The sequence below is a fragment of the Niveispirillum fermenti genome (assembly GCF_052474395.1).
Window position 1 is genome coordinate 54,144 of the sequence record NZ_CP156679.1, and the last position, 24,483, is coordinate 78,626.

A 24,483-nucleotide genomic window follows, 5' to 3' on the forward strand; every position below is an offset into this window, starting at 1 on the left:
CATGACGGATGCGGAAAAGCCGGCACAGGGGGCGACGGAACCGATCATCCGCGTGCGCGGCCTTGTCACCCGGTTCGGTGCCCAGGTGGTGCATGACGGGGTGGACCTGGACGTGACCAAGGGCGAGGTCATGGGCCTGGTGGGCGGGTCCGGCACGGGCAAGTCCGTGCTGCTGCGGGAGATCGTGGGCCTGATGGAACCGTCGGCCGGCCGGATCGAGGTGCTGGGCCGCGATACCAGAGAACTGGGCGAACGCGAACGGCTGGCGCTGCAGGCGCGCTGGGGCATGCTGTTCCAGGACGGGGCGCTGTTCTCCTCCCTGACCGTGCTGGAGAATATCCAGGTCTCCCTGAAGGAGCATACCGACCTGCCGCAGGACCTGATCGACGAGATCGCGCGTGTCAAGGTGGCCATGGTCGGCCTGCCGCCTGATGCCGGCCCCAAATACCCGTCACAGCTTTCCGGCGGCATGCGCAAGCGTGCGGGCCTGGCCCGGTCGCTGGCCATGGACCCGGAGATCCTGTTCCTGGACGAACCGACGGCCGGCCTGGACCCGATCGGGGCCGCCGCCTTCGACGAGCTGATCGGATCATTGCAAAGAAGTCTCGGGCTGACCGTCTTCATGGTGACCCATGATCTGGACAGCCTCTATGCCATCTGCGACCGCATCGCGGTGTTGGTCGACAAGAAGGTGGTGGTGGGCACCATTGACGAATTGCTGCGCCAGGATCATCCCTGGATCAGAGATTACTTCCATGGGCCGCGCGGTCGCGCGGCCAGTGCGGCGAAAGGGAAATAGGACATGGAAACACGGGCCAATTACACGGCTGTCGGTGCCTTTGTCCTGGCGCTGGCGGTGGCCATCTTCATCTTCGTCATCTGGCTGGCCAAGGTGCAGTTCGACAAGGCGATCCAGCCCTATTACATCATGGTCACCGGCACCGTGACGGGGCTGGTGGAGGGCGGGCCCGTGCGCTATCGCGGCGTCAATGTCGGCACGGTGACCGACATCCGCATCAATCCGGAAAATGTGGAGCAGGTCCGCCTGACCATCGAGGTGCCGGAGGAGACGCCGATCAAGACCGACGCCATCGCCTCGCTGGAGCCGGTGGGCGTGACGGGCGGCGTCTATGTGGAGATTGCCGGCGGCAGCAAGGATGCTCCCCTGCTGCGGGAAAAGACGCAGGGCATTCCCATCATCCCGTCGCGTGAAAGCTCCATCGCCGCGGTCCTGTCCAAGGCGCCGGAGGTGCTGGAAAACCTGATGAAGATTTCCAGCCGCCTCACCGAATTGCTGAACGATGACAATCAGAAGGCCATCGGTGCCCTGCTGTCCAATCTGGCTCTGGCCAGCGGCAATGCCAACGAGACGGTGCGCAACACCAATCTGCTGATCACCGACCTGCGCCGGCAGGTGGATGTGCTGGGCCGGCAGGCCGAGACGCTGATGGTTACCGCGAACGAGACGGTCGGGACGGTCGGGCGCAATGCGACCACCATCTCCTCGGAACTGGCGAAGACCACGGAGGAGATCAATCGCCTGTCCGCCTCGCTGGCCGGCATGATCGAGGAGAACCGGGAACCCATCCGCGACTTCACCTCTACCGGCCTCTATGATCTCAGCCAGTTGCTGGTGCATCTGCAGGACCTGACCGCCAATCTCAGCCGCGTCTCCCGTCGCCTGGAACGCGACCCCACGGACCTGCTGTTCGGCGGCAATAGCGGAGTGAAAACGGAGTGAGCGACATGACATTCAGCCGCCGCAACCTGCTGGCCCTGGGGGCGCTGGTCCCGCTGGCCGCCTGTTCGCCCGCCCAGTTGCTGACGGGCGGGCGGTCGCAGAAGATCTATGTGCTGACACCGGCCAAGGAGTTCACGGCCGGGCTGGCCCGTGCGCCCTGGCAGTTGCTGGTGGAGACGCCGCTGGCCAATTCCGCCATCGATACGCCGCGCATCATGCTGGGGGAGACGGCCAACCGCATGACCTACTATTCCGGCGCGACATGGGCCGACACGGCGCCCGACATGATGCAGACCCTGATCGTCGAAAGTTTCGAGAACAGCCGCCGCATCGTCGCCGTGGGGGTTGAACGGTCGGGCCTGCGGGCCGATTTCGTCCTGAAGACCGACATGCGCGATTTCCACGCCAGCTACGACGGGGGGGAGACCCGCGACGTGGCGCCCGAGGCGACCGTGCGGATCAATGCCAAGCTGGTGCGCATGCCCCGGCGCAACATCGTGGCGGGGGAGACGTTCGAAGCCAAGGTCCGGGCCGAAAGTCCGGCGTTGAGCGACATCATCCACGCCTTCGACCGCGCATCGGGTGCCGTGCTGCGGCGTATCGTCGAATGGACGCTGCAGCAGGGCATGGCCAATGTGCGGGTCGACCCGCTGCCGCGGTGACCCTCCTTTTCCAAGCCTTTTGGTGAGAGAGCCTTGACCTGTTCCCGACGTCTGCCGTTCGCCCTTCTCGTGACGCTGCTGGCCGCCCCCCTGCTGCCCGGGTCCGCCACTGCCCAGTCCGGGGGCGGGACGCCCGCCGCGCAACGGCAGATGGTGATCGCGTCCGGGGTCGTGAACGGGCTCTACTATCCCATGGCCGGTGCGCTGTGCCGGCAGGTGAACCAGGACCGGGCGCGCCATGGCTATCGCTGTCTGGTCGAGGCGACGGATGGGCCCGTCTATAACCTGAATGCCCTGCGTGCCGGCCAGGTGGATTTCGCCATCGTCCAGTCGGACTGGCAGGCCGCCGCCTGGCGCGGGGACGGGCGCTTTGCCGGTGACGGCCCATTCACGGACTTGCGCGCCGTGGCCACGCTGCATGCGGAGACGGTCACCCTGCTGGTACGGCCGGGGGCCGAGATCGACGATATCACCAAGCTGAAGGGCAAGAGCGTCAATCTGGGCCCGCGCGGCTCGGCGCTGCGCAATCTGGCCGACATGGTGCTGGATGCCGCGGGGGTCCGTGGCCTGCGGGAGACCGGGGACCTGATGCCCGACGCGGCATTGGCGGCCCTGTGCGCCGGTGAGACGGATGCCGCCTTCGTCGCGGCCGGCCATCCCAACGCCGCCATTCACAATGCGACCGTCACGTGCGGGGCCGGCGTGCTGCCGATCGGCGGGCCGGGCATCGACAAGCTGCTGGAGGGCCGCAAGGATCTGGTCCGTGCCACGATTCCCGCCGCCGTCTATCCCGGCGTGCCGGAGGATGTGGCCAGCATCGGCGTGGCCGCTACCCTGGTGGCACGGGCCGGCACGGATGAGGCGGCTGTGGCGGAGATGGTGCGCATCCTGCTGGAACAGCGGCCGGACCTGACCGCCCAGCACCCGGCCTTCGGTGGGGTGGAGGGTGACGGCATGGCAGAGCGGGCCCGCACCGCCCCCCTGCACCCGGTGGCGCAAAAGGCCTTTGCCGCCGCATCGCCGCCGGGACGGTAGGCGCGCCGGGTGGCCTCCCGTCCTTGCCGGCGGGAAGGGGTAAAGGAAGGGCTGGACGAGTCGGACAAGGCATGCATTCATAGGCATGCGGGACGCGCCTGTTTCCTCTGGCGCAATGGTTTTTCACCTATCCTTCCGGATGGTGGTCTTGCCATGCTTGCGCAGTACGCTGTTCCCGTTGTGGTTTCTGATCCAAATTGGCGTTCGCAATTGGCAGAACTCTGCACTAAATGTTAAAGAAACAGCGGAGTCCGTACCGGCTGCCTGATGGCCGGTATCGGCCACGCGGTCGATCCAGGGAGGGTGCGTCCACCCCATGTCCGACAAGTTGTCCCAGCAGGACGTGCAGCGTCTGCTGACCGATCCATCCCCCACCACCCGCGCCGAGATGGCGGGGAAGGTGGCCAAGCATTTCGCCCAGCCGAACCTGACGGCGTCGGAGCGGGTGCTGGCGGAGGACATCGTGCGCATCATGGCGCGCGATGTGGCCACGCGCGTGCGTTCCGCCCTGGCGGACAGCCTGAAGACGAACGCCGGCATCCCCCGCGACGTGGCCATTGCGATGGCCCGCGACGTGGAGGAGGTGTCGCTGCCCTTCATCGAGGTTTCGACCGTCCTGACGGATGAGGACCTGGTGGAGATCATCCGGTCCGGGTCGTCCGACAAGCAGACGGCCGTGGCCAAGCGGGCGAATGTCGCCGAATCGGTGGCCGATGCGCTGGTGGAACGCGGCAGCGAGAAGGCCGTCGCGACCTTGCTGTCGAACGAAACGGCGGCGGTCGGCGAAAAGGCCATGGTCAAGGCGCTGGACCGGTTCCCGGACAGCGAGGCTGTGGCCGCCCCGATGGTCAACCGGGCCAAGCTGCCCGTGACCGTGGCCGAACGGCTGGTGGCGCTGGTTTCCGAACAATTGCGTGAACGGCTGGTCGCCAAGCACGAGTTGCCCAACGATGTCGCGGCCGATCTGGTTCTCCAGACGCGCGAGCGGGCGACCTATGGCCTGGTGGGCGGTGCCGGTGATGTGGAGCTGGAAAAGCTGGTGGCGCAACTGCGCCGCAGCCACCGGTTGACCCCGTCGCTGCTGCTGCGGGCGCTGTGCATGGGCGACGTGCCGTTTTTCGAGACGGCATTGGCGCAACTGGGGCAGGTACCGGTGGCCAATGCGCGTCTGCTGATCCATGATGCCGGCCGGCTGGGGCTGAAATCCCTGTTCGACCGGACGGGCCTGCCGCCGAAGCTCTATCCCGCCCTGCGCATTGCGCTGGATGTGGCGAACGAGACGGATTTCGATGGGCTGGACCATGACCGGGAGCGGCACCGCCGCCGCATGCTGGAACGCATCCTGACCCAGTTCGAGGAACTGGCCAGCGAGGATGTGGATTACCTGCTGACCAAGCTGAGCGACCTGACGGCCGCTGCCTGAACCGTGTGGCGGCCTGGCCTGATGCGGGCGGGGCCTTTCGCGGTCCCGCACCGTGATGTCAGCCCCGAAGGTACCATTCCCATTCCAGCGGCGTGACCTGCTGGTTGAACTTGGCGCGCTCCGCCCGCTTGGTGATGGCATAGGTGTCGACGAACGCCTGGCCCAGCCAATGCCGCAGCACGGGCGATCCCTGGAACAGATCCAGGGCCACGCCCCATTCGGTCGGCAGGTGCGGCGCGTCGGCGGCATAGGCGTTGCCTTCAAGCGCCGGCCCGGGATCGATCCTGCCATCCAGCCCGTGCAGCAGGCCGGCCAGCATGCCGGCCAGCACCAGATAGGGGTTCGCGTCGGCACCGGCGATACGGTATTCCACGCGGCGGCTGTCCGGCCCGCCGGCCGGAATGCGCAAGGGGGCGGTGCGGTTGTTGACGCCCCAGGCGATGACCGTCGGAGCATAGGACCCGGCCTGGAAGCGGCGCCAGCTATTGGCGCCGGGCGCCGCCAGCGCCATGCAGGCGGGCATCGTCTCCGCCATGCCGCCGATGGCGTGCGCCAGCAGGGGCGAGCCCTGCGGCGCCTCGGCGGCGAAAATATTCTGTCCCTCACGGTCCAGCACGCTCATATGGATATGCATGCCGCTGCTGGCCTGATCGCCATAGGGCTTGGCCATGAAGGTCGCCTCGTACCCGTGGCGCCGGGCCACGCCATGGACCACGCGCTTGAACAGCACGGCATCGTCGGCGGCGCGCAGGGCGTCGGGCCGGTGGGCCAGCGTGATCTCGTACTGGCCGGGGCCATATTCGGCAATGGCGGTCCCGGCGGGGATGCCCTGGGCCTGGGCCGCCGCCGTGATCTCGTCCAGCACCTCCTCGAAATCCTCCAACTCGGCCAGCCCATAGACCTGCGTGCGGTTCTGGATCAGGCCGCTGCGCCTGGACACGGGCGGCGACGGGCGCACACCCGCCGGCCGGTCACGGTCCAGCAGGTAGAATTCAAGCTCGATCGCCACCATGGGCGTCAGGCCGCGCCCCGCCAGTTCGCCGACCAGCCTTTCCACCAGCGCGCGCGGCGCATAGGGGAAGGGGGAGCCGTCCCCGTCGCGCATGGACAGCAGAACCTGGCCCATCGGCCGGGCGGCCCACGGCACCGGGGCCAATGTGCCAGCAACGGGAAGACAGACGCGGTCGGGCACGCCCTTCTCCACCGACATGCCGGTTTCCTCCACCGTGTCGCCGGTAATGTCGACGGCGAAGGTGCAGCCGGGGAATGCGACGCCGTCCTTCCAAACCTTGTCCAGTTCCGCCACGGGCACACGCTTGCCACGGAAGACCCCGCAGAGATCGGGCAGCAGCACATCGACGGCCGTCACGGCCGGATAGTGCTGCCGGAAAAGATCGATCTCGCGAAGCAGGTCGGCGCTGGCGGTCATTCCGGGGACGATCCCATGTTGGTTCAGACGGCTGCATGGCAGCAGGGGCGGACCGCGCTGTCAAGGCGGTGACGGGTCGGGGCGGGCTGACGGCTTGCGGCATCCTGCCTCCTGCGCGCATAAAGGAACGGTATTTCAGGCACGGGGCCGTCCGGCATGCTCAGAACCATCCGTTTCAAGCTGGCGGCGGCTTTCGCGGTGGCGGTCCTTGCCGCCGTGATCATCGGGGTCGTTGCTGTCCTGGTGGTGCGGTCAACCGGCGATTTAGTCATCCGCATGTATGATCAGCCGCTTCAGGCCATCAATTATGCCCGGCTGGCACAGACCGATTTCGTCATGCTGGACCTGATGGTCGATCGGGCTCTGAAATCCCCTGGAGGGTTGCCGGAGACCTTCCGCGAGGATCTGGAGATCAGCGACGAGAATTTCCTGGCCAGTCTGGCGGTTGCCGAGGAGCGCGGCCTCAACCCGGAGATCGGCCGATATGTCGCCCGCATCCGTGAACAGAACATTGCCTGGATCGAGGCCGTTCGCGGATTGATCGACATGCCCGGCGGCGCCAGTCGTGAGGATGCGATGCGGTCGATGGAGCGGCTGGGCATCGGCATCATCAACAATCTGGAGATTGTCACCCAGATGGCGGCGGAGGATGGGTATCGCTTCCGGCTGTCAGCGGAGGAGACGATCAGGGCGGCGGCCGATCGCACCAGCATGCTGATCGCGGTGCTGTTCACGCTGGTGGTCGGCATCACCATCGCCCTGATCCGCAATATCGTCACGCCCCTTGACCGTCTGACCCGCGCCACGATCCAACTGGCCGGCGGCGATATGGAGGTAACGGTTCCGCACATGGCGCGACGGGACGAGATCGGCCGGGTGGCCGGCGCGCTGGGCGTGTTCAAAGGTGCCATGGCCGTGGTGCGGGAGGCCCAGGAAAAGGCCGAGGCCGCCACCCGTGCCAAGTCCGAGTTCCTGGCCATGATGAGCCACGAAATCCGCACACCCATGAACGGCGTGCTGGGGCTGACGCGGCTGCTGTTGCGGTCGGGTCTTGACGAGGAGCAGACGAAACTGGCGTCGACGGTCCTGCTGTCTGGTCAATCGCTGCTGCGCATCCTCAACGACATCTTGGATTTCTCGAAACTGGAGGCCGGCAAGGCCGATATCGAGGTGCTGGATTTCGAATTGGCGTCACTGGTTGCCGGCACGACCATGCTGATGCGCAACCGGGCGGAGGAGAAGGGGCTCTGGCTGCAGGAAGAGGTGGAGGAGGGGCTGCCCCCCTATCTGAAGGGCGACCCCAACAGGCTGCGCCAGGTGATGCTGAACCTTGTGGGCAATGCCATCAAGTTCACCGAGGAGGGCGGCGTCACCTTGCGTGCCCTGATGCTGCCCGATGGCGCCCGCCTGCGGGTGGAGGTGGCCGACACCGGCATCGGCATATCGGAAGCGGCGCGCGCCAAGCTGTTCGGCAGCTTCGTGCAGGCGGACAGTTCCATTACACGGCGATTCGGGGGCACCGGCCTGGGCCTGGCGATCTGCAAGAAGCTTGTGGAGGCCATGGGCGGGACCATCGGCGTCGACAGCGTTTCCGGCCAGGGCAGTACATTCTGGTTTGAAATCCCTCTGGTGGAAGGCAACCCGGTCGCGGGTGACGCGACAGCCGGCTTCGACGACCATGTCGTGAGGCCGTTGCGTGTGTTGGTGGCCGATGACAATCCGGTTAATCGCAAGGTTCTGGCCGGCGCCCTGGCGGAACATGGACATGAGGTGCTGTTTGCCACGGACGGGGAACAGGCGGTCGCCGCCGTCCGCGACGCCGTTCCGGCGCTGGACCTTGTGCTGATGGACGTGCATATGCCCCGCATGGATGGGATGACCGCCACGCGCGCCATCCGCGCCCTGCCGGGGCCGGCGTCCGGCGTCGTGATCGTTGCCGCGACGGCCAGCGTGGGCACCAGCGGCATTCAGCGCTGCCTGGATGCTGGCATGAATGGGCATGTCGCCAAGCCGATCGATCCGGCCAATCTGTTCAAGGTGATCCATCGCCTGTTCCCAGATGGGACCGAAGCAGCCGGCCAGGAAGAGATGGCATCGTCGCCGCATGATGATAGGGCCGCAGAGGCGGGTGCCGTCTCCCTGCTGACGGGAACCGATCCGTTCGTGCCGGAAATGCTGACCGACATGGCAGACAGCATGGGGCCTGAGATGGTCCTGGATCTGATCGAGACCATCCTGTCGATCCTCCCGGAGGTGGAACCCGATCTGTTTCCCGCCAACGGCATGCCGGACCCCCAGCAGGTCGCGGAGGTAGCCCATTCCCTGAAATCCGCGGCGGGCAGCCTTGGAATGGCCGGGGTCTATCGAACGGCGTCGAAGGTGGAGCTTGCGGGGCACGGGGGCGATGTCCCGTCCCTGGCCGTGCTGCTGCCGGCACTGCGCCATGATCTTGACGAAGGGCTGATCTGGCTGCGCGGGCAGCGCGACCGCCTGCTATCGCTATCCCCGGTCCCCGCGGAAGATGGGACATGATCCGGTTGGATACGTTGACTTCATTTGCCGGTTGCGGCCTGATGCCTGACGGCCTGTTCCAAGATAACCTGATGCTGAACCGTGACCAAATACCCGGCTTCGAGAAACTGAGCGTGCTGCTGGTGGAGGATAATGTCTTTGCCCAGCGCCTGGCGCGTCAGGTGCTGATCCATCTGGGAATCCAGAACATCCATATCGTCAAGGACGGAAAGGCGGCTATCGAGGCGTTGGAAGACAGCGAATTGCGCTATGACCTGATCATCTCGGACTGGAACATGCCCAACGTGACGGGATTGCAGTTGCTTCAGCATGTTCGCAAGACGTGGGAGAACATGCCGTTCCTGATGCTGACGGGGAACCAGACGGCGGATTTCGTCCATGCCGCCCGCGCCAACAAGGTCGATGCCTATATCGTGAAGCCGTTTTCCCCCATGCAGTTGCGCCAGAAAATCTGCGCCATTTTCAACATCAAGCCATGATCGCCTGCCCTTACGGATAGGTGACAGGCGCTTTCATTCTTCTACCTTATCATGCGGCCGACAATGGCATTGGGCCGGAGTCGTGTGGGGAGGACGCAATGAACAGGGGACGGGCGATCATTCTGACCGCGCTGGCATGGGCCGGCATGGCAGTTCCGGTGCAGGCGCTGGAAATTGCAGGTCTTAATCAGCGCAATGAACTGCTGCTGTTTTCCGACACGTCGCCGGGTATGGTGAAAGTGCTGCCCGTGACAGGTGTGAAGGGCAAGCTGCTGGGCATCGACGTGCGTCCGGCCAATGGTGCGCTTTATGGGCTGGCCAGCGACAACCATCTCTATGCCATCGATCTGGCGACGGGGGCGGCCACGGCTGGGCCCAGGCTGTCGGTCGCGCTGACGGCCATCGACCATGTGGTGGTCGATTTCAATCCCCAGGCGGACCGTTTGCGTGTCATGGGATCGGACGGCCAAAATCTGCGCGTCAATGTGGAGACGGGAGCGGCGGCCGTGGACAAGCCGCTGGCCTACCACCCGAAGGACAAGGTCAATGCAGGCAAAAAGCCTGCCGTCTATGCCGGCGCCTATATCAATTCCTTCGCCGGGGCGACGCAGACGCAGCTTTTCGACGTCGATAGCGCCGCCGGAGCGTGGCTGTCGCAGGACCCGCCGAACGATGGCGTCCTGCGCACCATCGGACCGCTCGGCGTGCCGGCCGGCACGATCGTGGAAGGGGTGGATATCTTCACCGATGCCGAGGACGAATATCACGGGCGGGCCGTTGCCGGCGGCATCCTCTATGATCTGGACGTGCAGCGGGGCGCGATGAAGCGCATGGGGCGCATCGGGGATGGAAGCGATGTGATCGACATCGCCATCCTGGACAAGCGCTGATCGGACGGGGGCGGGTTGATGGTCGGTCGGCGCAACCGCGTCTTCGCGCTTGTCCCGTTGGTGGCCCTGGGCATGCTGACGGGATCCGGTGGCGCCCAGGCACCCATGGTGATCGCCCAGCGGGACATCGCTTTCGCTCCCCGGTCGGTCACCATCAAGGTGGGTGATCAGGTCATCTTCCGGAACGAGGATCCGTTCGGCCACAATGTCTATTCGCCCAGCATGAACGGCGTCTTTGATATCGGGCTGCAGGACCCCGACACGGAAACGCCGGTGACCTTCACCGCGCCGGGCGAGTTCATCATCCAGTGCCGTATCCATCCCAAGATGCGGGCAAAGGTGCTGGTGGAGCCATGATCACGCCACCGCCGGCCGCACCTTCCGCCACGGCAGGATGGTGATGACGATCCCGGCGAACAGCAGCGCCATGCCGGTCAGACGCATGGGGCCGAAGGTCTCGCCAAAAGCAAAATGGGCCGCCACGGTGCCGGTGACCGGCACCAGCAGGGAGAAGGGGGCCACCAGGCTGGCCTTGTATTCCCGCAGCAGCATGCCCCAGATGCCGAAACCGACCAGGGTGGACAGCACCACGATGTAGAGCAGGGCCAGCCCGGCCGTCCAGGTGACCCCCGTCAGCGCCGCGGCCACTCGTTCCGGCCCTTCGAACAGCAGCGACAGGGTGAACACGGGCAGGGGCGGCACGACCGACAGCCAGACCATCAGCGGCAGGGTGGGGCTGGGCGGCAATTGCCGCATCAGCACATTGCCCATCGCCCAGCTTGCCGCGGCCAGAAGGGTCAGCCCGAAGCCGATCCAGGTCACATCCAGGCCCACCGTGGTGGCCGTGACCAGAAGACCCACGCCGGCCACGCCGGCCCCCAGCAATTGCTGGGGCCGCGGCCGTTCCCCCAGCATGCCTGCCGCGATCAGCATGGTCATGAAGGCCTGGCATTGCAGCACGATGGAGGCCAGACCCGGTGCCATCCCCTGGTCGATACCCATGAACAGGAAGACGTAATGGCCCGTGAACAGGAAGGTCGATACGGTGGCAAGCTGCTTCCAGCCGATCCCCGCCGGTCGGGCGATGAACAGGGCGGGCAGTGCCGCCAGGGCAAAACGCAACGCCGTCAGCAGGATGGGCGGGAAGCCGGTCAGCGCCAGCTTGATGGAGACGAAATTGACGCCCCAGATGATGGCGACCAGAAAGGCGAGGGCGATGTGGCTGGGGCGCATGGCGGTCACGTCGGTTGTGGATTTTGCGATGGAGACACCGGACCCGGCCTTGCGGCAATGCAAAACATGTCGGCATGACAATCGGCTTGCCGGCAGCATCGCGCCATATACGCATCTGCATTGATCAGAACCTATGGTGCTGATCAATGTATCCCCGATGCCGGGCGCCGCCATCCGGCGGCTTTGGCTTACGCGCGCATGGGCGCGCAGCGCAGCTTGATATTACACTGTTTCCCGGTGAACTGTACTCACCGGGGACTGTAATTATGGATAGGGTGAAGGTTTTTCATCCGTTGCCGGCAGGAAACGCCGGCGGATTTCCATGAAAACGGGCAGTGCATCCTGGTTCAGCACATGCAGAATGGTCAGGAACTCCAGAACATCGACCCGGCGTTGCCCATTCTCATACGATGATATGAAAGATTGAGGCTTGCCCAGGCGTGATGCAAGTTCCTGTTGTGTCACATGCGCGCCTTTTCTGGCGCTCTCCAGGCATTCCCCGACCAGACAATGCTCTCGCGGCGCAATCCACACTGCCTTCCTCCGGGCGTCATGTTATCCGAGCGCTGATAAATCGAAAAATCCGATATTGAAAAAACCGATATTGCTCGGCAAAGTGGGGCCGATCAGCCTGGAGAAAGGCAAAACAAGTCTAAAATTGTTGATACTGGTGCCGGGGAACAGTGAACATCTGTAGGGGGTTTGTATGTTTCGTGTTGTCGATATACGGATAAGTGTCAGGATACTGGCAATAATCTCCGTTATGATCTTGCTGTCTGGTGTCATATTCTTCATTGGCCAACGAAACATGGCCCATGGAAACAGTGAATATTCTTCCCTTATCAAAGATGAGGTTGCCGTGATGGTCAATCTCGCCCGTACTAACCGGACGGTTATTGCGATCGGAAGGCATACATACAAGGCAGTGCTGCTGAGCGGTACGGAACATGTGGCGTCCGCCGCCCGTGATGCTGTTACCGATTTCAATCAGGCCGCCGCCGATTATGCTGAAATGCGCGCCCGCCTGCCGCGCTGGAGCCGGGATATCCAGGCGCTTGAACAGCAACTGGCAGGATTGCGAGCCGAATTCGACAAGATCATGCCCCTGGCCACGGCCGGCCGCGGTCAGGATGCCGAGGATCTGGTGATGCGGTCCTTCGATCCGCGGATGGAAGGGCTGCGTGACGCCAATATCGCGCTGACGGACAATATTCGTAAGGCGATAGACGATGGCGCTGCCGCTGCCGCCGCCAATGTCGATGCGGCCACCTATTCCATGCTGCTGGTGGCGGGGATCGGGTCGCTGCTGTCCGTTGCCCTGTCGCTCTATGTGGCGATCATCACCATCACGCGGCCGCTGGGTGCCGTGACCGACGCCATGGACAAGGTGGCCAGGGGTGATCTGGCCCTGTCCGTGCCGGGCCTGGACCGGGGGGACGAGGTCGGGCGGCTGGCAACGGGACTGGAGCAGTTCCGGCAGAACGCATTGGAGTCACGCCGCATGCGGGAGCAGATGGAGGAAGCGGAAAAGCAGGCCGCCGCGGACCGCCGCCGTGCCCTGCACCAGATGGCCGACCAGTTCGAAAGCAGCGTCTCCTCGGTGGTGTCGCAGGTGGCGTCGGCCGCCACGCAGCTTCAGGGCAATGCCCGCGACCTGTCGGGCATGGCGGAAACGACGCGCAACCAGACCGGCATGGTCGCGGCCTCCACCGGCCAGACCTCGGCCAATGTCCAGACCGTCGCCGCCTCGGCGGAGGAAATGACAGGGTCCATCGGCGAGATCACGCGGCAGGTCGGCTCGGCCGCCACCATCTCCCGCACGGCCACCGAAAGGGCGGAGGAAACCAACCGCACCATCCAGGCCCTGGCTTCGGAGGCCAATGCCATCGGGACCGTCGTGCAGTTGATCGCCGACATTGCCAGCCAGACCAACCTGCTGGCGCTGAACGCCACCATCGAGGCAGCCCGCGCCGGGGAAGCCGGCAAGGGTTTTGCCGTCGTGGCGTCGGAGGTGAAGTCGCTTGCCACGCAGACTGCCAAGGCCACGGACGACATCGCCTCCCGCATCGCCTCCATGCAGCAGGCCACCAACAGCGCGGTGTCGGCCACGGTGGAGGTGACGCACACGATCGGGGAGATCAACGAGATCGCCACGGCGATTGCGGCGGCGGTGGAGCAGCAGGACGCGGCCACGCGCGAAATCGCCCGCAATGTGCAGCAGGCGGCCGTCGGCACGCAGGAGATCGCCACCAACATCAGCGTTGTCGATGAGACGGCGCAGAATACGGGCCAGGCCGCGAACCAGTTGCTGGGCGCTGCCGGTGAATTGTCGCGGGAGGCCGACCGGCTGCGGGTGGAGGTCGACCGCTTCCTGGCAGAGGTGCGGGCGGCCTGACGGCATCCGGACGGGCGGCGCCTTTTGGGGGGTTGCCGCCTGTCGCGGGGCCGGGCACTCTGGCGCCTGACAGCGGGCCATCCGCCCGCGCCGGATGCCATTGCCAAGGAACGATCCCATGGACGCCCTATCCGCCACCGACTGGCAGGACCGCGCCGCGCGGCTGAGTTTCCGCACCCAGGCCTTCATCGACGGGGCCTTCGTGCCCGCCGCCAGCGGCAAGCAGTTCGACTGTATCAGCCCGCGGGACGGCAAGGTGCTGACGCGCGTCGCCGAATGCGACGTGCAGGATGTGGACCGTGCCGTCGCCGCCGCGCGGCGGGCCTTTGAAAGCGGCGTGTGGCGCGATGCCCACCCGCGCAAGCGCAAGGCCGTGCTGCTGAAGCTTGCCCGCCTGATCGAGGAGAATGCCGACGAGCTGGCCCTGCTGGAGACGCTGGACATGGGCAAGCCCATCCGCGACAGCCGGTCCATCGACGTGCCGCTGTCTGCCCGCTGCGTGCAGTATTACGCGGAGGCGATCGACAAGCTCTATGACCAGGTCGGTCCCAGCGGGCCCGATGCCATGTCGCTGATCCTGCGGGAGCCGCTGGGCGTGATCGGTGTCGTCGTGCCCTGGAACTTCCCCCTGATGATGGCGGTCTGGAAGCTGGCGCCGGCCCTGGCCACGGGCAATTCCGTCGTGCTGAAGCCGGCCGAGCAATCGCCGCTGACCGCCCTGCGCCTGGCCGAGCTGGCCGATGAGGCCGGCGTGCCGAAGGGGGTGCTGAATGTCGTGCCGGGCTTCGGGGAGACGGCGGGCCAGGCCATTGGCCGGCACATGGATGTGGACATGCTTGCCTTCACCGGATCGACGGAGGTGGGCAAATTTTTCATGCGCTATTCGGGGGAAAGCAACCTGAAGCGCGTGTCGCTGGAATGCGGCGGCAAGACGCCGCATATCATCATGCCGGATGCCGCCGACCTGGACAAGGCGGCGGCAAACGCCGCGGGTGGCATCTTCTTCAACCAGGGGGAGGTGTGCAATGCCGGCTCCCGCCTGCTGGTGCATGAAAGCATCAAGGACGAGTTCCTGGAGCGCGTCATCCACCATTCCCGGCGCTGGCAGCCCGGTGACCCGCTGGACCCGGCCACCACCATGGGCGCCATGGTTGATGCCCGCCAGCACGAGCGCGTTCTGTCCTACATCGCCAAGGGCACGGCGGAGGGGGCGGCGCTGCGCCTGGGCGGCAATGCGGCGCGCACCGATACGGGCGGCTTCTACATCGAGCCGACCCTGTTCGACGGCGTGGACAGTTCCATGACCATCGCGCGGGAGGAGATTTTCGGGCCCGTCCTGTCGACCCTCACCTTCAAGACCACGGAAGAGGCCTTTCGCATCGCCAATGACACGATCTATGGCCTGGCCTCGGCCATCTGGACCCGCGACATCTCCGTTGCCATGAAGGCCGCCCGCACAATCAAGGCCGGCAGCGTCTGGATCAACTGCTTCGATGCGGGTGATATCACGACGCCGTTCGGCGGTTTCAAACAGTCCGGCTTCGGCCGCGACAAGAGCCTGCATGCGATGGAGAAGTACACGGACTTGAAAAGCGTGTGGATCGACCTTTCATAACAGGCGGCGGGCCCTTCCGGCCGTCGTGCCGCCAATGACCTGTTGAACCGCGACCGATTTCCCGCTAGGTCAGAACATGAGATCGAGTTACCCAACCAGGAGTGCCGCCTTGCTCGTCAATCCGATGCGTCTTGAGGACGAAAAGCCGGGGTCCGATACCCAGGACGAAAAGGCGAAGACGCCGCCGAACGTGGCGCAGAACCTGTTCAAGGCCCGCACCATCCTGCTGTTCGGCGAGATCAACCAGAAGGTCGCTCAGGCCGTGACGGCCCAGCTTCTGGGGCTGGCCGCCGAGAATGACGAGCCGATCAAGCTCATCATCAACTCTCCCGGCGGGCACGTCGAATCCGGCGACACGATCCATGACATGATCCGCTTCGTGAAGCCGCGGGTCCTGGTGCTGGGCACGGGCTGGGTGGCCTCGGCCGGTGCGCACATCTTCCTGGGTGCCGCCAAGCAGGACCGGTTCTGCCTGCCCAACACGCGCTTCATGATCCACCAGCCGGCCGGCGGCGTGGGTGGCCCCGCTACCGACATCGCGATCGAAGCGAAGGAAATCATCAAGATGCGCAAGCGCATCAATGAAGAGATCGCGCGGGAGACGGGCCAGCCTGTGGAACGGGTTGCCGTCGATACCGACCGTAATTTCTGGATGTCGGCGGAAGAGGCCAGGGAATATGGCATCGTCAGCCACATCATCGAGAATGCGGACGCCTTCAGGTAGGGCCGGGCTACGGTGGTGACCTGAAATGGGGACGGGCCGTCCGGGTCCGCCCCCATTTTCATTTCCGGGTCAGGCACTTTCCGCGGCGGCCCCGGTCGCCTTGGCGGCGGCGTTCAACCGGCGGCGCTGGTTGGCCATTTCCAGGATGGCGGCCCGCACCTCCCCATGCTGGCGGGTGAACTGGTTGAAGTCGCGCCGGTCCAGCACCAGGAACTGGCAGTAATCCACGGCGGTGACGTCGGCATTGCGGCGGTTGCCGCTGAGCAGCGCCATCTCCCCGAAGAAGCTGCCGGTCTCCAGGCGGAAGGTGGTGCGGTCTGGCAACTGCACCTCCACGGCGCCGGAGGCGATGAAATACATGCTGTCGGCGCGGTCGCCATTGCGGATCACGCGGGCCCCCGGTGTCGCCGATCCCGGCCGGAACATCAGCAGCAGCCGGTCCAGTTCCGCCATGTCCAGTTGCGCCAGCACGGGGAAGGTTTCCACCAGCTTGCGAACCTGCAGGCTGTGAGCCTTTTCCCGTTCGGCCATCTTGTCGCGGACACGGTTGACCTCCTGCGTCAGTTTCCGGAACTTTTCCTGTCCATAGGATGATGCCTGTCCCCGCTGGGTCTTGCGTCTGACGGCCACCTTTTCCACCGCGGCGAAGACCAGGGGGTTCAAGGTGATGGACAGGAGCGCGCCGGCCAGCACCAGGTCGCGCCCTTCCTCGGGCAGGAGGCCCAGGGCCACGCCCATTCCCGCCAGGATGAAGGAGAACTCGCCGATCTGCGCCAGGCTGGCCGACACCATCAGGCCCGACGCGACGGGATAGCCCAGCAGCAGGACGATGCCGAACGCCACCAGGGACTTGCCGACGATGATGGTTAGCAACACGGCGGCGACAGCCAGCGGCTCCCGCAGCAGGATCGACGGGTCGAACAGCATGCCGACCGACACGAAGAAGATGACGGAAAAGGCGTCCTGCAGGGGCATGCTGTCGGCCGCGGCCTTATGGCTGAAACGGCTTTCGCTCAGCACGACACCCGCGAAGAAGGCGCCCAGCGCGAAGGACACGCCGAAGACATGGGCCGACCCGTAGGCGATGCCCAGGGCGGCGGCCAGGACGGCCAGCGTGAAGAGTTCCCGCGAGCCGGTGCGGGCCACCTGGGTCAGCAGCCACGGCACCACGCGCGGCCCCAGAAGCAGGGCCAGCGCGGCGAAGATGGCGACCTTGCCCAGCGTGATGGCCAGCGTCAGGGCCACGGACCCGTCCTGCACCCCGTCGCCCATGCCCTGTCCGCCCAGCAGGCCCGCCGTGGCCGGCAGCAGCACCAGCGCCACGACCATGGCCAGATCCTCCACGATCAGCCAGCCGACGGCCACCCGCCCGTTGGGCGTCTGCAGCAGGTTCCGCTCCTCGAGCGCTTTCAGCAGCACCACGGTGCTGGCCACCGACAGGCTGAGCCCCAGTACAAGCCCTGCGCCAAGGCCCCAGCCCCAGAACTCGGCCAGCCCTACCCCCATCAGGGTTGCGATGGCGATCTGAGCCACGGCACCCGGGATGGCGATGCCCTTCACGGCCATCAGGTCGGCCGTGGAGAAATGCAGGCCGACACCGAACATCAGCAGGATAACGCCCATTTCGGCCAGTTCGATGGCCAGGTCGCCATCGGCCACGAAACCCGGCGTGAAGGGGCCGACCAGCACCCCGGCCAGAAGATAGCCCACCAGGGGCGGCAACCTCAACCGGTCGGCTGCTAGGCCGAAGGCGAAGGCAAGAACGAAGGCGACCGACAATGTCACGAGAAGATTGGCTTCGTGCGGCACGCAAATATTCCTGCGGACGAAAGTGATTGGGCAGCAGTATGCGGGCTGGCGTCACGGCGGCCACGGAAAAAAGCCGGTGGCCGGCCTATATCTTGCGTATAGAGGATATCCGTGTGGCGATCCGGCACCATGTTCGTAACTGCTCACGGGGCTGGCGAAATGAGTTGCGCGCGCTCGTTGGATATGAGTCAACGTTCGGATGGAAGAGCGGTCGCGCTACCGTCTGAGTGAAGCCGAGAAGGACGCCCTGCTTTTGGAGCAGGCGGCGTTGATCGAGCGCTTGGCCGCGCGGATCAAGGAACTGGAGGCGCTGGTCGGCAAGCCGCGCAAGAATTCGTTGAATTCCCACACTCCGCCGTCGCAGGACGGTCCCGGCCGCCCCGGCCGCCCCGGCCGCCCCGGCCGCCCCGGCTCGAAGGCGGTGGCCAAGCGCCGGCACAAGCCGCGCCTGTCCCGTTCTGGCGTATCGCGCCCGCTGGCCGAGGAGCCGGACAAGACGGAACGGTGCCTGGCCGCGATCTGCCCCCATTGCGGGATGGCGGCCTCAGGGCTGCCCCAGCGCTGCCGACACCGCTACGACCACATCGACCTTCCCGTCATCCGCCCGGTGGTGACGCGGGTGGAACTGTTCGGTGGGCGCTGCGGCGACTGCGGGCGGCGCTACCGGGCCGAAGCTCCGGCCATGATGCCGCCGGGCACGCCGTTCGGGCCGGGGATCCGCTCGCTGCTCGCCTACCTTCACCACAGCCATCACGTCGGCTTCGAGCGTCTGTCGCGGATGCTGAAGGAACTGTTCGGGCTGACCATCTCCGAAGGCGCCATCGCCAACAGCTTCCGGCGGATGGGGGCAACGTTCGACACGGCTCGCGCGGCGATCAAGGCCAGGCTGCTGACGGCGCCGGTCATCGCGTCCGATGAAACCACCACGCGGGTGAACGGCGTCACCCAGTGGCAATGGGTCTTCCATTCCGACAAGGCGGTGCTGCACGACATTGTCCCCAGCCGGGCCCGGAGCGTGGCAGCCCAGCTTCTCGGCGATCATCGGCCCGAGGTCTGGGTGTCGGATCGCTATGCCGGGCAGCAGGAACTCGCCCGCGCCCACCAGGTCTGCCTCGCCCATGTCCTGCGCGATGTCCAGTACGCCATCGACTGCGGCGACACCGTCACCGCCCCCAAAATCCGTGACCATCTGCGCTGGGCCATCCGCATCGGCAAGCGACGCCCCACCTTGAAGGATAGCACGCTCAAAGCCTACGCCGCCAGGGCCGACCGCGGCCTCGATGCCCTGCTCGGCGTTCCCGCCGCCCATCCCGCCGGCCGCGACCTGCAACGCCAGATCAAAGCGTGGCGCGGCAAGTTCTTTGTCTTCCTCGACGACCGCCGCGTCCCCCCAACCAACAACGGCAGCGAACGGGAAATCCGACCTTCCGTCATCTTCCGCAAGGTCACCAACGGCTTCCGATCAACCTGGGGGCCCGGCATTCATGCCGGTTACCGATCCGTCACCGGAACCGCTCGCTTGCATGGCCAGTCCCCCTGGAACGCCATTCGCGCGCTCATCGACGGCAACTTCGCCCTCGCCTGAAACCTCCCGCCGCCAGCCACGTGAGCAATTACCCATGTTCCGGCCGGGTGCACAGTCGCAAGGGGTCCGACACCATGTGGCGTCGGACCCCGGTGGAAATCAAAGAATATCAGCCTTCCAGGCTGCGGGAGACGATCTCGTACACGTCGCGCGACAGGTCCGGCGTATGGGCCACCCGTTCCAGCGCCACCTTGGCGGCGGCCTGCCGTTCCGCATCATAATTGCGCCAGCGGGCGAAGGCCTTGGCCATGCGGCTGGCCACCTGCGGGTTCAGGCGGTTCAGCTCGATCACGCGGTCGGCCAGGAATTCGTAACCGGCCCCGCCCGCGGCGTGGAAGGCCACGGCATTGCCCGTGAACGCGCCGATCAGCGCATAGACCTTGTTCGGATTGCGGATGTTGAAGCCGGGGTGCGACAGCAGCGCCCTCACTTCGGCCAGCGTCTCGGGGCGAGCCGAGGTGGCCTGGATCATGAACCATTTATCCATGACCAGCGGCTCCTGCCGCCATTTGGCGGCGAAGGCGGAGAGGGCGTCGGCCCGTTCCGGCATGTCGCTGTCTGCGATCAGGGCCAGCGCGGCGATCACGTCCGTCATGCCCGTGGCCGTGCGGTACTGCGCCAGCGCCAGTGCCCGGCCTTCCCCGTCCCCGGCCGCCATCAGATAGGCCAGCGCGGCATTCTTCACGGCGCGACGGCCGATGGCTTCGGGGCTGACGCTGAACGCGCCCTGCCCGGCATTGCCGTGATAGGTGGCCAGCAATGAAGCGCGATGGCTGCGGCCTATCGTGCCGCGGACCAGTTCGCGCGCGGCATGGATACCATCCACATCGATCACGCCCATCAACTGGCCCAGATAGTTCTCCGACGGCAGGGTCAGCGCCAGGGCCGTGAAGGCCGGGTCCTCGCCCGCCCGGCTCAGCGTCTGGCCGATGGCGTCGACGAAGCTGGCCGGCACGATCATGTCGTGGCCGGCCGCCCGATCGGCCACCAGGCCCAGCAGCAGGCGGGCCGCCAGCGTCTGCCCCGCTTCCCACCGGTTGAACGGGTCGCTGTCATGGGCCATCAGGAATGTCAGGTCGGCATCCGTATAGTCGAAGCTCAGCTTGACCGGCGCGGAAAAGCCGCGGAACAGCGACGGCACGGGGGACGCCGCCACGCCGGTGAAGGTGAAGTCCTGCTCCGCCTCCCGCAGGGCCAGGACGCGGGTGCCCGTCACGGCCTCGTCCTCCCCGGCCAGCTTCAGCGGCAGGTCGCGGCCATCGGGGCCGACCAGCCCCATGGAAACGGGGATCAGCATGGGCCGCTTATCCGGCTGGCCGGGCGTGGGGGCCAGGGTCTGGCGCAGGGTCAGGCGGTAGGTGCGCGACGGTGCGTCATAGGTGCCTTCCCCGCTGACGGCGGGCGTGCCGGCCTGGGCATACCAGCGGCGGAACTGATCCCAGTCGACGGCCCTGTCGGGGTTCGCGTCGCGCATGGCGGCCAGGAAATCATCCGTCGTCACGGCCTGACCGTCATGGCGGGCAAAATAGAGGTCGATACCGCGCCGATAACCCGCCGCGCCCAGCAGCGTATGGTACATGCGCAGGACCTCCGCCCCCTTCTCGTAAACCGTGGGCGTGTAGAAGTTGTTGATCTCGATATAGCTTTCGGGTCGCACGGGATGGGCCGTGGGGCCCGCATCCTCTGCGAACTGCACCTGACGTAGCCGCGTCACGTCCTGGATGCGCTTCACGGGGGCCGAATTCATGTCCGCGCTGAACTGCTGGTCGCGGAAAACGGTCAGCCCTTCCTTCAGCGAAAGCTGGAACCAGTCGCGGCAGGTGACGCGGTTGCCTGTCCAATTATGGAAATATTCATGCGCCACCACGGTCTCGATGCCCAGGAAATCGGTATCGGTGGCCGTGTCGGGGCGGGCCAGGATGTATTTCGTGTTGAAGATGTTGAGCGACTTGTTCTCCATGGCGCCCATGTTGAAATCGCCGACGGCTACGATGTTGAAAATGTCCAGATCATATTCCAGGCCATAGGCCTCCTCGTCCCAGCGCATGGACTTGATCAGGCTTTCCATGGCGTGGCCGCACTTGTCCTCGTTCCCCGGCTCCACATAGATGCGCAGCGCGACGTCGCGGCCGGACCGGGTGCGGTACCGGTCCTCGATATGGACCAGCTTGCCGGCCACCAGCGCGAACAGGTAGCAGGGCTTGGGCCAGGGGTCCTCCCAAAGGGCCCAATGGCGGCCGTCCGCCGCATCCCCCTGGTCCACCAGATTGCCGTTCGACAGCAGCACGGGATAGGCCTGCCGGTTCGCCTCCACCCGCACGCGGTACGTCGCCATCACATCGGGACGGTCCTGGAAATAGGTGATCTTGCGAAAACCCTCCGCCTCGCACTGGGTGCAGTAATTGCCCGAGGATTTGTATAGCCCTTCCAGCGCCGTGTTGCTTTCCGGGTGGATGCGGGTCACCATCTCCACCACCGCCCCGTCGTCCGGCAGGTCGTTCAGGGTCAGGTGGTCGGGGGTGCAGGCATAATCATCGGGTCCCAGCGGCCGGCTGCCGACGGCGACAGACAGCAGCTCCAGCTCCTGTCCGTCCAGCACGAGCGGGCCGCGCGGCACTTCATGGTTGCGGCGGATGCCCAGACGGGCGGTGACGATCGTCTCCCCCTCATGCAGATCGAACGACAGATCGACCGTATCGATCCACCAGGCCGGGGCGACATAATCCTTCAACAGGATGGCCTTCGGCGAACCCTTGTCCATGACCAGCATCCCTAAATGTCAGAGGGCGCGGAGGCGGTCTCCGCCCCCCCGCGCGGCCCCCCCGCGCGATTGCCGGGCAGGATAGGGCATCGGCGGTCACGAGGGGTGAAAAATTTAACACGCACTTTCATACAACCACCCTATCATTGTACCCCATCGGAGGGACCGCAATTCGCGCGGGCAGGCGGGAGGTGCAATGTATCTGGAATTGTCGGCGGCCGACGTCGTGATCCTGTCCACCGCCGCGGCCAGTCTGGTCGCCGCCGTGATCCTGGAAATGCTGCGGGTGGTGATCCCCGACATCTATGAATGGGTCGCCGACCATCAGAAGATACGGCGCGAGATCGCCGAAGGGCAGGTGGCCCTGGCCCGGCTGCGGGAGACGAACCGCGTTCAGGCCGCCCACCGCGACCGGCGCAATGCCGAGCGTTTCCGCATGAAATCGCAGTTGAGCCGGCTGGAGATGACCCTGGCTGCCGTGGAGCGTGAGCGGGTGGAGGTCTGGCACGAACGGGGCCAGCAGGGCGTGGCCGATCAGTTGTTCACGGCCAGGCTTGCCAATCGGCGCCTGGCCGACCAGTCGGCGCGTGACTTCGACAGCGCCCCCGTCATCTGGCGTTACGGCAACAATATCCGCGTCTGGGCACCCGCCGAGCGGGTGGCGCGTCAGATGCTGTCGGCGGCCTTTCCCGCCGATGACGGGTTCATGATCCTGGATTTCGCATCGGCCGGCAGCACGGCGGCGCGGCCATGATGGTTACCTGGATGAACCTGACCAACCTGTTCGCCCTGGCCATCGCCGGATCGGCCCTGGTCATGGCGGCCCGCCGCATCATGCGCGTCATCCGCACCACGGAGCGCAAGCTGTCCCGCGCGGTGGACGAGAAGAACATGGTTGCCGCCGCCCTGCGCCATGCCAAGCGGGAGGAGACGGCGATTCGTCAGGCGCTGGATGAGGCGGACCACCATATCAGCCTGATGACCAGTGTCATCGCCACGGCAGAAGGCCGCATCGAGCGGCTGCGGGCCCAGCCCCGCCGCACGGTGACCATGATCGATGGCGAGTGGCAGCGATTCGACCGGCTCTGGTCCGTTCTGGTCACAAATCCCGCCCTCGCTGCGGGCCGCCAGTCGGGTGGCGGCTGGGCCGACGGAAAGAGGCTGTACGGATTCGCACGCTCGGGCGATGATCTGGCCCTGCGGGTCGGGACGCAGTATCGGCCCGGTGATGGTTTCATCATTGGCGCACCAGCCATCGTCGATCTGACGGATGACGGCGGCGGGTCGGTCGCGGTAGACCCATCCGGGCGCGGCGCATGACAGAAGGCGGGGGGAAGATGGATTTCCAGGTGGCCGGTGACACGCTAGACGAGGCGGAACGCAGCCGAATCGCAGTGGAACTGGGCCTGCCCTTAGCGCGGCCCGGTGCCACCATCCCCGACGCCGCCCGGGTCCGGGTGACGGCGGAGGGGGCGGCGGTCGAGCTGGTGACGGCTTTGCGCGGGAATAGTGCCGCCATCGTGGAACAGGGGCCGCCCGGAACCCTGCCCGTGGGGGCGTTGCGTGCGGCACTGGACGGTGGACGGCTGCTGATCTCCATGACCACGCGGCTGGCCTGGACGCTGGATACCGCCGCCCAGATTTGCGAGGGACTGCTGGCCCGCGGCATGCTGCCGGCGGCGCTGCGCCATGATGTGGAATTGTCGCTGCACGAGGCGATCATCAATGCCGTCCTGCATGGGAACCTGGCCATGGGCGGTTCCCTGGTCGATGACCCCCGGCAGTTCGATGCCTTCTGCCAGCGCCTGACGGCAACCCTGGCCGATCCCGAGCGGGCGGCCCGGCGCATCGATGTCTTCGTCTGGCTGGCCGACGGCTTGCTGCATATCAGCATCAGTGACCAGGGGGCCGGATACGACCCCGCCGCCATCCGACCCCCCGTCAATGTGGAGGCGAAGTCGGGTCGGGGGCTGGAGATCATGCGGGTGATGTCGTCCGGCCTGACGGTCACCGATGGCGGGCGCACGGCCACGCTGGTCTTTGCCATCTGACCATGACACCCGCCCTGGCGGGTGGTCGGGGCCATCTGACCATGACACCCGCCCCGGCGGGTGGTCGGGGAGGGGGGACGGTGGCGGGAACCGGTGGCCCGGCCACCTGTTTCCCCTGA

At 65.8% G+C, this 24,483-nt stretch carries 21 protein-coding genes; 16 read left to right on the plus strand and 5 right to left on the minus strand.

Translation table 11 applies throughout. The annotated features are described in order from the left end of the window. The first annotated feature begins 1 nt into the window (after position 1). The 5 genes from ABC728_RS04700 to ABC728_RS04720 all read left to right on the plus strand — a co-directional run bounded on the left by ABC728_RS04700 (position 2) and on the right by ABC728_RS04720 (position 4,861). Positions 2-799, plus strand: coding sequence for an ABC transporter ATP-binding protein (locus ABC728_RS04700; protein ID WP_416621517.1), 798 nt, complete (start codon positions 2-4; stop codon positions 797-799). A gap of 3 nt (positions 800-802) precedes the next feature. Continuing rightward, entirely contained in the window at positions 803-1,741 is a 939-nt protein-coding gene (locus ABC728_RS04705) for an MlaD family protein (protein WP_416621516.1), read from the plus strand. A gap of 5 nt (positions 1,742-1,746) precedes the next feature. Then, positions 1,747-2,403, plus strand: coding sequence for an ABC-type transport auxiliary lipoprotein family protein (locus tag ABC728_RS04710; RefSeq protein ID WP_416621515.1), 657 nt, complete (start codon positions 1,747-1,749; stop codon positions 2,401-2,403). A gap of 33 nt (positions 2,404-2,436) precedes the next feature. Then, positions 2,437-3,438, plus strand: a complete 1,002-nt coding sequence (locus tag ABC728_RS04715; RefSeq protein ID WP_416621514.1) for a TAXI family TRAP transporter solute-binding subunit — start codon at positions 2,437-2,439, stop codon at positions 3,436-3,438. Positions 3,439-3,754: 316 nt separating this feature from the next. Beyond that, positions 3,755-4,861 carry a DUF2336 domain-containing protein gene (locus ABC728_RS04720; RefSeq protein WP_416621513.1) on the plus strand — a complete coding sequence of 369 codons (1,107 nt, stop codon included), beginning with the start codon at positions 3,755-3,757 and terminating at the stop codon, positions 4,859-4,861. A 58-nt stretch (positions 4,862-4,919) separates the two neighbouring features. Here the strand turns inward: ABC728_RS04720 and ABC728_RS04725 are convergent, their stop codons facing one another. After that, the gene (locus ABC728_RS04725) at positions 4,920-6,290 is read right to left on the minus strand and encodes a glutamine synthetase family protein (protein WP_416621512.1); all 1,371 of its coding nucleotides are present in this window, start codon (positions 6,288-6,290) and stop codon (positions 4,920-4,922) included. Between the two features lie 156 nt (positions 6,291-6,446). On the opposite strand from ABC728_RS04725, the gene ABC728_RS04730 reads away from it, so the two are divergent. The 4 genes from ABC728_RS04730 to ABC728_RS04745 all read left to right on the plus strand — a co-directional run bounded on the left by ABC728_RS04730 (position 6,447) and on the right by ABC728_RS04745 (position 10,548). Next, positions 6,447-8,822 carry an ATP-binding protein gene (locus ABC728_RS04730; RefSeq protein WP_416621511.1) on the plus strand — a complete coding sequence of 792 codons (2,376 nt, stop codon included), beginning with the start codon at positions 6,447-6,449 and terminating at the stop codon, positions 8,820-8,822. 71 nt (positions 8,823-8,893) lie between these two features. Next, complete coding sequence (locus ABC728_RS04735) at positions 8,894-9,301, plus strand: response regulator (RefSeq protein ID WP_416621510.1); 408 nt, start codon at positions 8,894-8,896, stop codon at positions 9,299-9,301. Positions 9,302-9,399: 98 nt separating this feature from the next. Further along, on the plus strand, positions 9,400-10,191 hold the full coding sequence (locus tag ABC728_RS04740) for a DUF4394 domain-containing protein (protein ID WP_416621509.1): 792 nt from the start codon (positions 9,400-9,402) through the stop codon (positions 10,189-10,191). 18 nt (positions 10,192-10,209) lie between these two features. Further along, positions 10,210-10,548 (plus strand): plastocyanin/azurin family copper-binding protein, encoded by a 339-nt coding sequence (locus tag ABC728_RS04745; RefSeq protein ID WP_416621508.1) that lies wholly within the window; start codon positions 10,210-10,212, stop codon positions 10,546-10,548. Here the strand turns inward: ABC728_RS04745 and ABC728_RS04750 are convergent, their stop codons facing one another. Next, positions 10,549-11,424: an EamA family transporter gene (locus tag ABC728_RS04750; protein ID WP_416621507.1), complete on the minus strand. Its 876-nt coding sequence runs from the start codon at positions 11,422-11,424 to the stop codon at positions 10,549-10,551. Positions 11,425-11,688: 264 nt separating this feature from the next. Beyond that, entirely contained in the window at positions 11,689-11,958 is a 270-nt protein-coding gene (locus ABC728_RS04755) for a helix-turn-helix domain-containing protein (RefSeq protein WP_416621506.1), read from the minus strand. A 229-nt stretch (positions 11,959-12,187) separates the two neighbouring features. Here ABC728_RS04755 and ABC728_RS04760 point away from each other — a divergent pair, with 229 nt between their 5' ends. The 3 genes from ABC728_RS04760 to ABC728_RS04770 all read left to right on the plus strand — a co-directional run bounded on the left by ABC728_RS04760 (position 12,188) and on the right by ABC728_RS04770 (position 16,158). Further along, the gene (locus ABC728_RS04760; protein WP_445376367.1) at positions 12,188-13,819 is read left to right on the plus strand and encodes a methyl-accepting chemotaxis protein; all 1,632 of its coding nucleotides are present in this window, start codon (positions 12,188-12,190) and stop codon (positions 13,817-13,819) included. Positions 13,820-13,937: 118 nt separating this feature from the next. Beyond that, the gene (locus ABC728_RS04765) at positions 13,938-15,434 is read left to right on the plus strand and encodes an aldehyde dehydrogenase (protein ID WP_416621504.1); all 1,497 of its coding nucleotides are present in this window, start codon (positions 13,938-13,940) and stop codon (positions 15,432-15,434) included. A 124-nt stretch (positions 15,435-15,558) separates the two neighbouring features. Continuing rightward, entirely contained in the window at positions 15,559-16,158 is a 600-nt protein-coding gene (locus ABC728_RS04770; protein ID WP_445376410.1) for an ATP-dependent Clp protease proteolytic subunit, read from the plus strand. Between the two features lie 69 nt (positions 16,159-16,227). On the opposite strand, the gene ABC728_RS04775 is transcribed toward ABC728_RS04770, so the two are convergent. Continuing rightward, the gene (locus ABC728_RS04775; protein WP_416621502.1) at positions 16,228-17,967 is read right to left on the minus strand and encodes a cation:proton antiporter domain-containing protein; all 1,740 of its coding nucleotides are present in this window, start codon (positions 17,965-17,967) and stop codon (positions 16,228-16,230) included. Positions 17,968-18,166: 199 nt separating this feature from the next. Between ABC728_RS04775 and tnpC the strand changes: the two genes are divergently transcribed. Continuing rightward, positions 18,167-19,552 (plus strand): IS66 family transposase, encoded by a 1,386-nt coding sequence (gene tnpC / locus ABC728_RS04780; protein WP_445376368.1) that lies wholly within the window; start codon positions 18,167-18,169, stop codon positions 19,550-19,552. Positions 19,553-19,661: 109 nt separating this feature from the next. Here tnpC and pepN read toward each other — a convergent pair whose 3' ends face one another. Further along, positions 19,662-22,313 (minus strand): aminopeptidase N, encoded by a 2,652-nt coding sequence (gene pepN, locus ABC728_RS04785; protein ID WP_416620707.1) that lies wholly within the window; start codon positions 22,311-22,313, stop codon positions 19,662-19,664. Between the two features lie 196 nt (positions 22,314-22,509). Here pepN and ABC728_RS04790 point away from each other — a divergent pair, with 196 nt between their 5' ends. Genes ABC728_RS04790 through ABC728_RS04800 form a run of 3 tightly spaced genes read left to right on the plus strand, consistent with a single transcriptional unit; the run spans position 22,510 to position 24,364 of the window. After that, a complete protein-coding gene (locus ABC728_RS04790; protein WP_416620706.1) occupies positions 22,510-23,067 on the plus strand; it encodes a hypothetical protein in 558 nt (185 codons plus the stop codon). Then, the gene (locus ABC728_RS04795) at positions 23,064-23,633 is read left to right on the plus strand and encodes a hypothetical protein (RefSeq protein ID WP_416620705.1); all 570 of its coding nucleotides are present in this window, start codon (positions 23,064-23,066) and stop codon (positions 23,631-23,633) included. Before ABC728_RS04790 ends, ABC728_RS04795 begins: the two co-directional genes overlap by 4 nt. A 17-nt stretch (positions 23,634-23,650) precedes the next feature. Beyond that, the gene (locus ABC728_RS04800; RefSeq protein WP_416620704.1) at positions 23,651-24,364 is read left to right on the plus strand and encodes an ATP-binding protein; all 714 of its coding nucleotides are present in this window, start codon (positions 23,651-23,653) and stop codon (positions 24,362-24,364) included. Positions 24,365-24,483: the final 119 nt, after the last annotated feature.

Coding starts and splice junctions, on each gene's coding strand:
- ABC728_RS04700 (WP_416621517.1), top strand. CDS start 2: ATGACGGATGCGGAAAAGCCGGCACAGGGGGCGACGGAACCGATCATC.
- ABC728_RS04705 (WP_416621516.1), top strand. CDS start 803: ATGGAAACACGGGCCAATTACACGGCTGTCGGTGCCTTTGTCCTGGCG.
- ABC728_RS04710 (WP_416621515.1), top strand. CDS start 1,747: ATGACATTCAGCCGCCGCAACCTGCTGGCCCTGGGGGCGCTGGTCCCG.
- ABC728_RS04720 (WP_416621513.1), top strand. CDS start 3,755: ATGTCCGACAAGTTGTCCCAGCAGGACGTGCAGCGTCTGCTGACCGAT.
- ABC728_RS04725 (WP_416621512.1), bottom strand. CDS start 6,290: ATGACCGCCAGCGCCGACCTGCTTCGCGAGATCGATCTTTTCCGGCAG.
- ABC728_RS04730 (WP_416621511.1), top strand. CDS start 6,447: ATGCTCAGAACCATCCGTTTCAAGCTGGCGGCGGCTTTCGCGGTGGCG.
- ABC728_RS04735 (WP_416621510.1), top strand. CDS start 8,894: ATGCTGAACCGTGACCAAATACCCGGCTTCGAGAAACTGAGCGTGCTG.
- ABC728_RS04740 (WP_416621509.1), top strand. CDS start 9,400: ATGAACAGGGGACGGGCGATCATTCTGACCGCGCTGGCATGGGCCGGC.
- ABC728_RS04745 (WP_416621508.1), top strand. CDS start 10,210: ATGGTCGGTCGGCGCAACCGCGTCTTCGCGCTTGTCCCGTTGGTGGCC.
- ABC728_RS04750 (WP_416621507.1), bottom strand. CDS start 11,424: ATGCGCCCCAGCCACATCGCCCTCGCCTTTCTGGTCGCCATCATCTGG.
- ABC728_RS04760 (WP_445376367.1), top strand. CDS start 12,188: ATGATCTTGCTGTCTGGTGTCATATTCTTCATTGGCCAACGAAACATG.
- ABC728_RS04765 (WP_416621504.1), top strand. CDS start 13,938: ATGGACGCCCTATCCGCCACCGACTGGCAGGACCGCGCCGCGCGGCTG.
- ABC728_RS04770 (WP_445376410.1), top strand. CDS start 15,559: ATGCGTCTTGAGGACGAAAAGCCGGGGTCCGATACCCAGGACGAAAAG.
- tnpC (WP_445376368.1), top strand. CDS start 18,167: ATGGAAGAGCGGTCGCGCTACCGTCTGAGTGAAGCCGAGAAGGACGCC.
- pepN (WP_416620707.1), bottom strand. CDS start 22,313: ATGGACAAGGGTTCGCCGAAGGCCATCCTGTTGAAGGATTATGTCGCC.
- ABC728_RS04790 (WP_416620706.1), top strand. CDS start 22,510: ATGTATCTGGAATTGTCGGCGGCCGACGTCGTGATCCTGTCCACCGCC.
- ABC728_RS04795 (WP_416620705.1), top strand. CDS start 23,064: ATGATGGTTACCTGGATGAACCTGACCAACCTGTTCGCCCTGGCCATC.
- ABC728_RS04800 (WP_416620704.1), top strand. CDS start 23,651: ATGGATTTCCAGGTGGCCGGTGACACGCTAGACGAGGCGGAACGCAGC.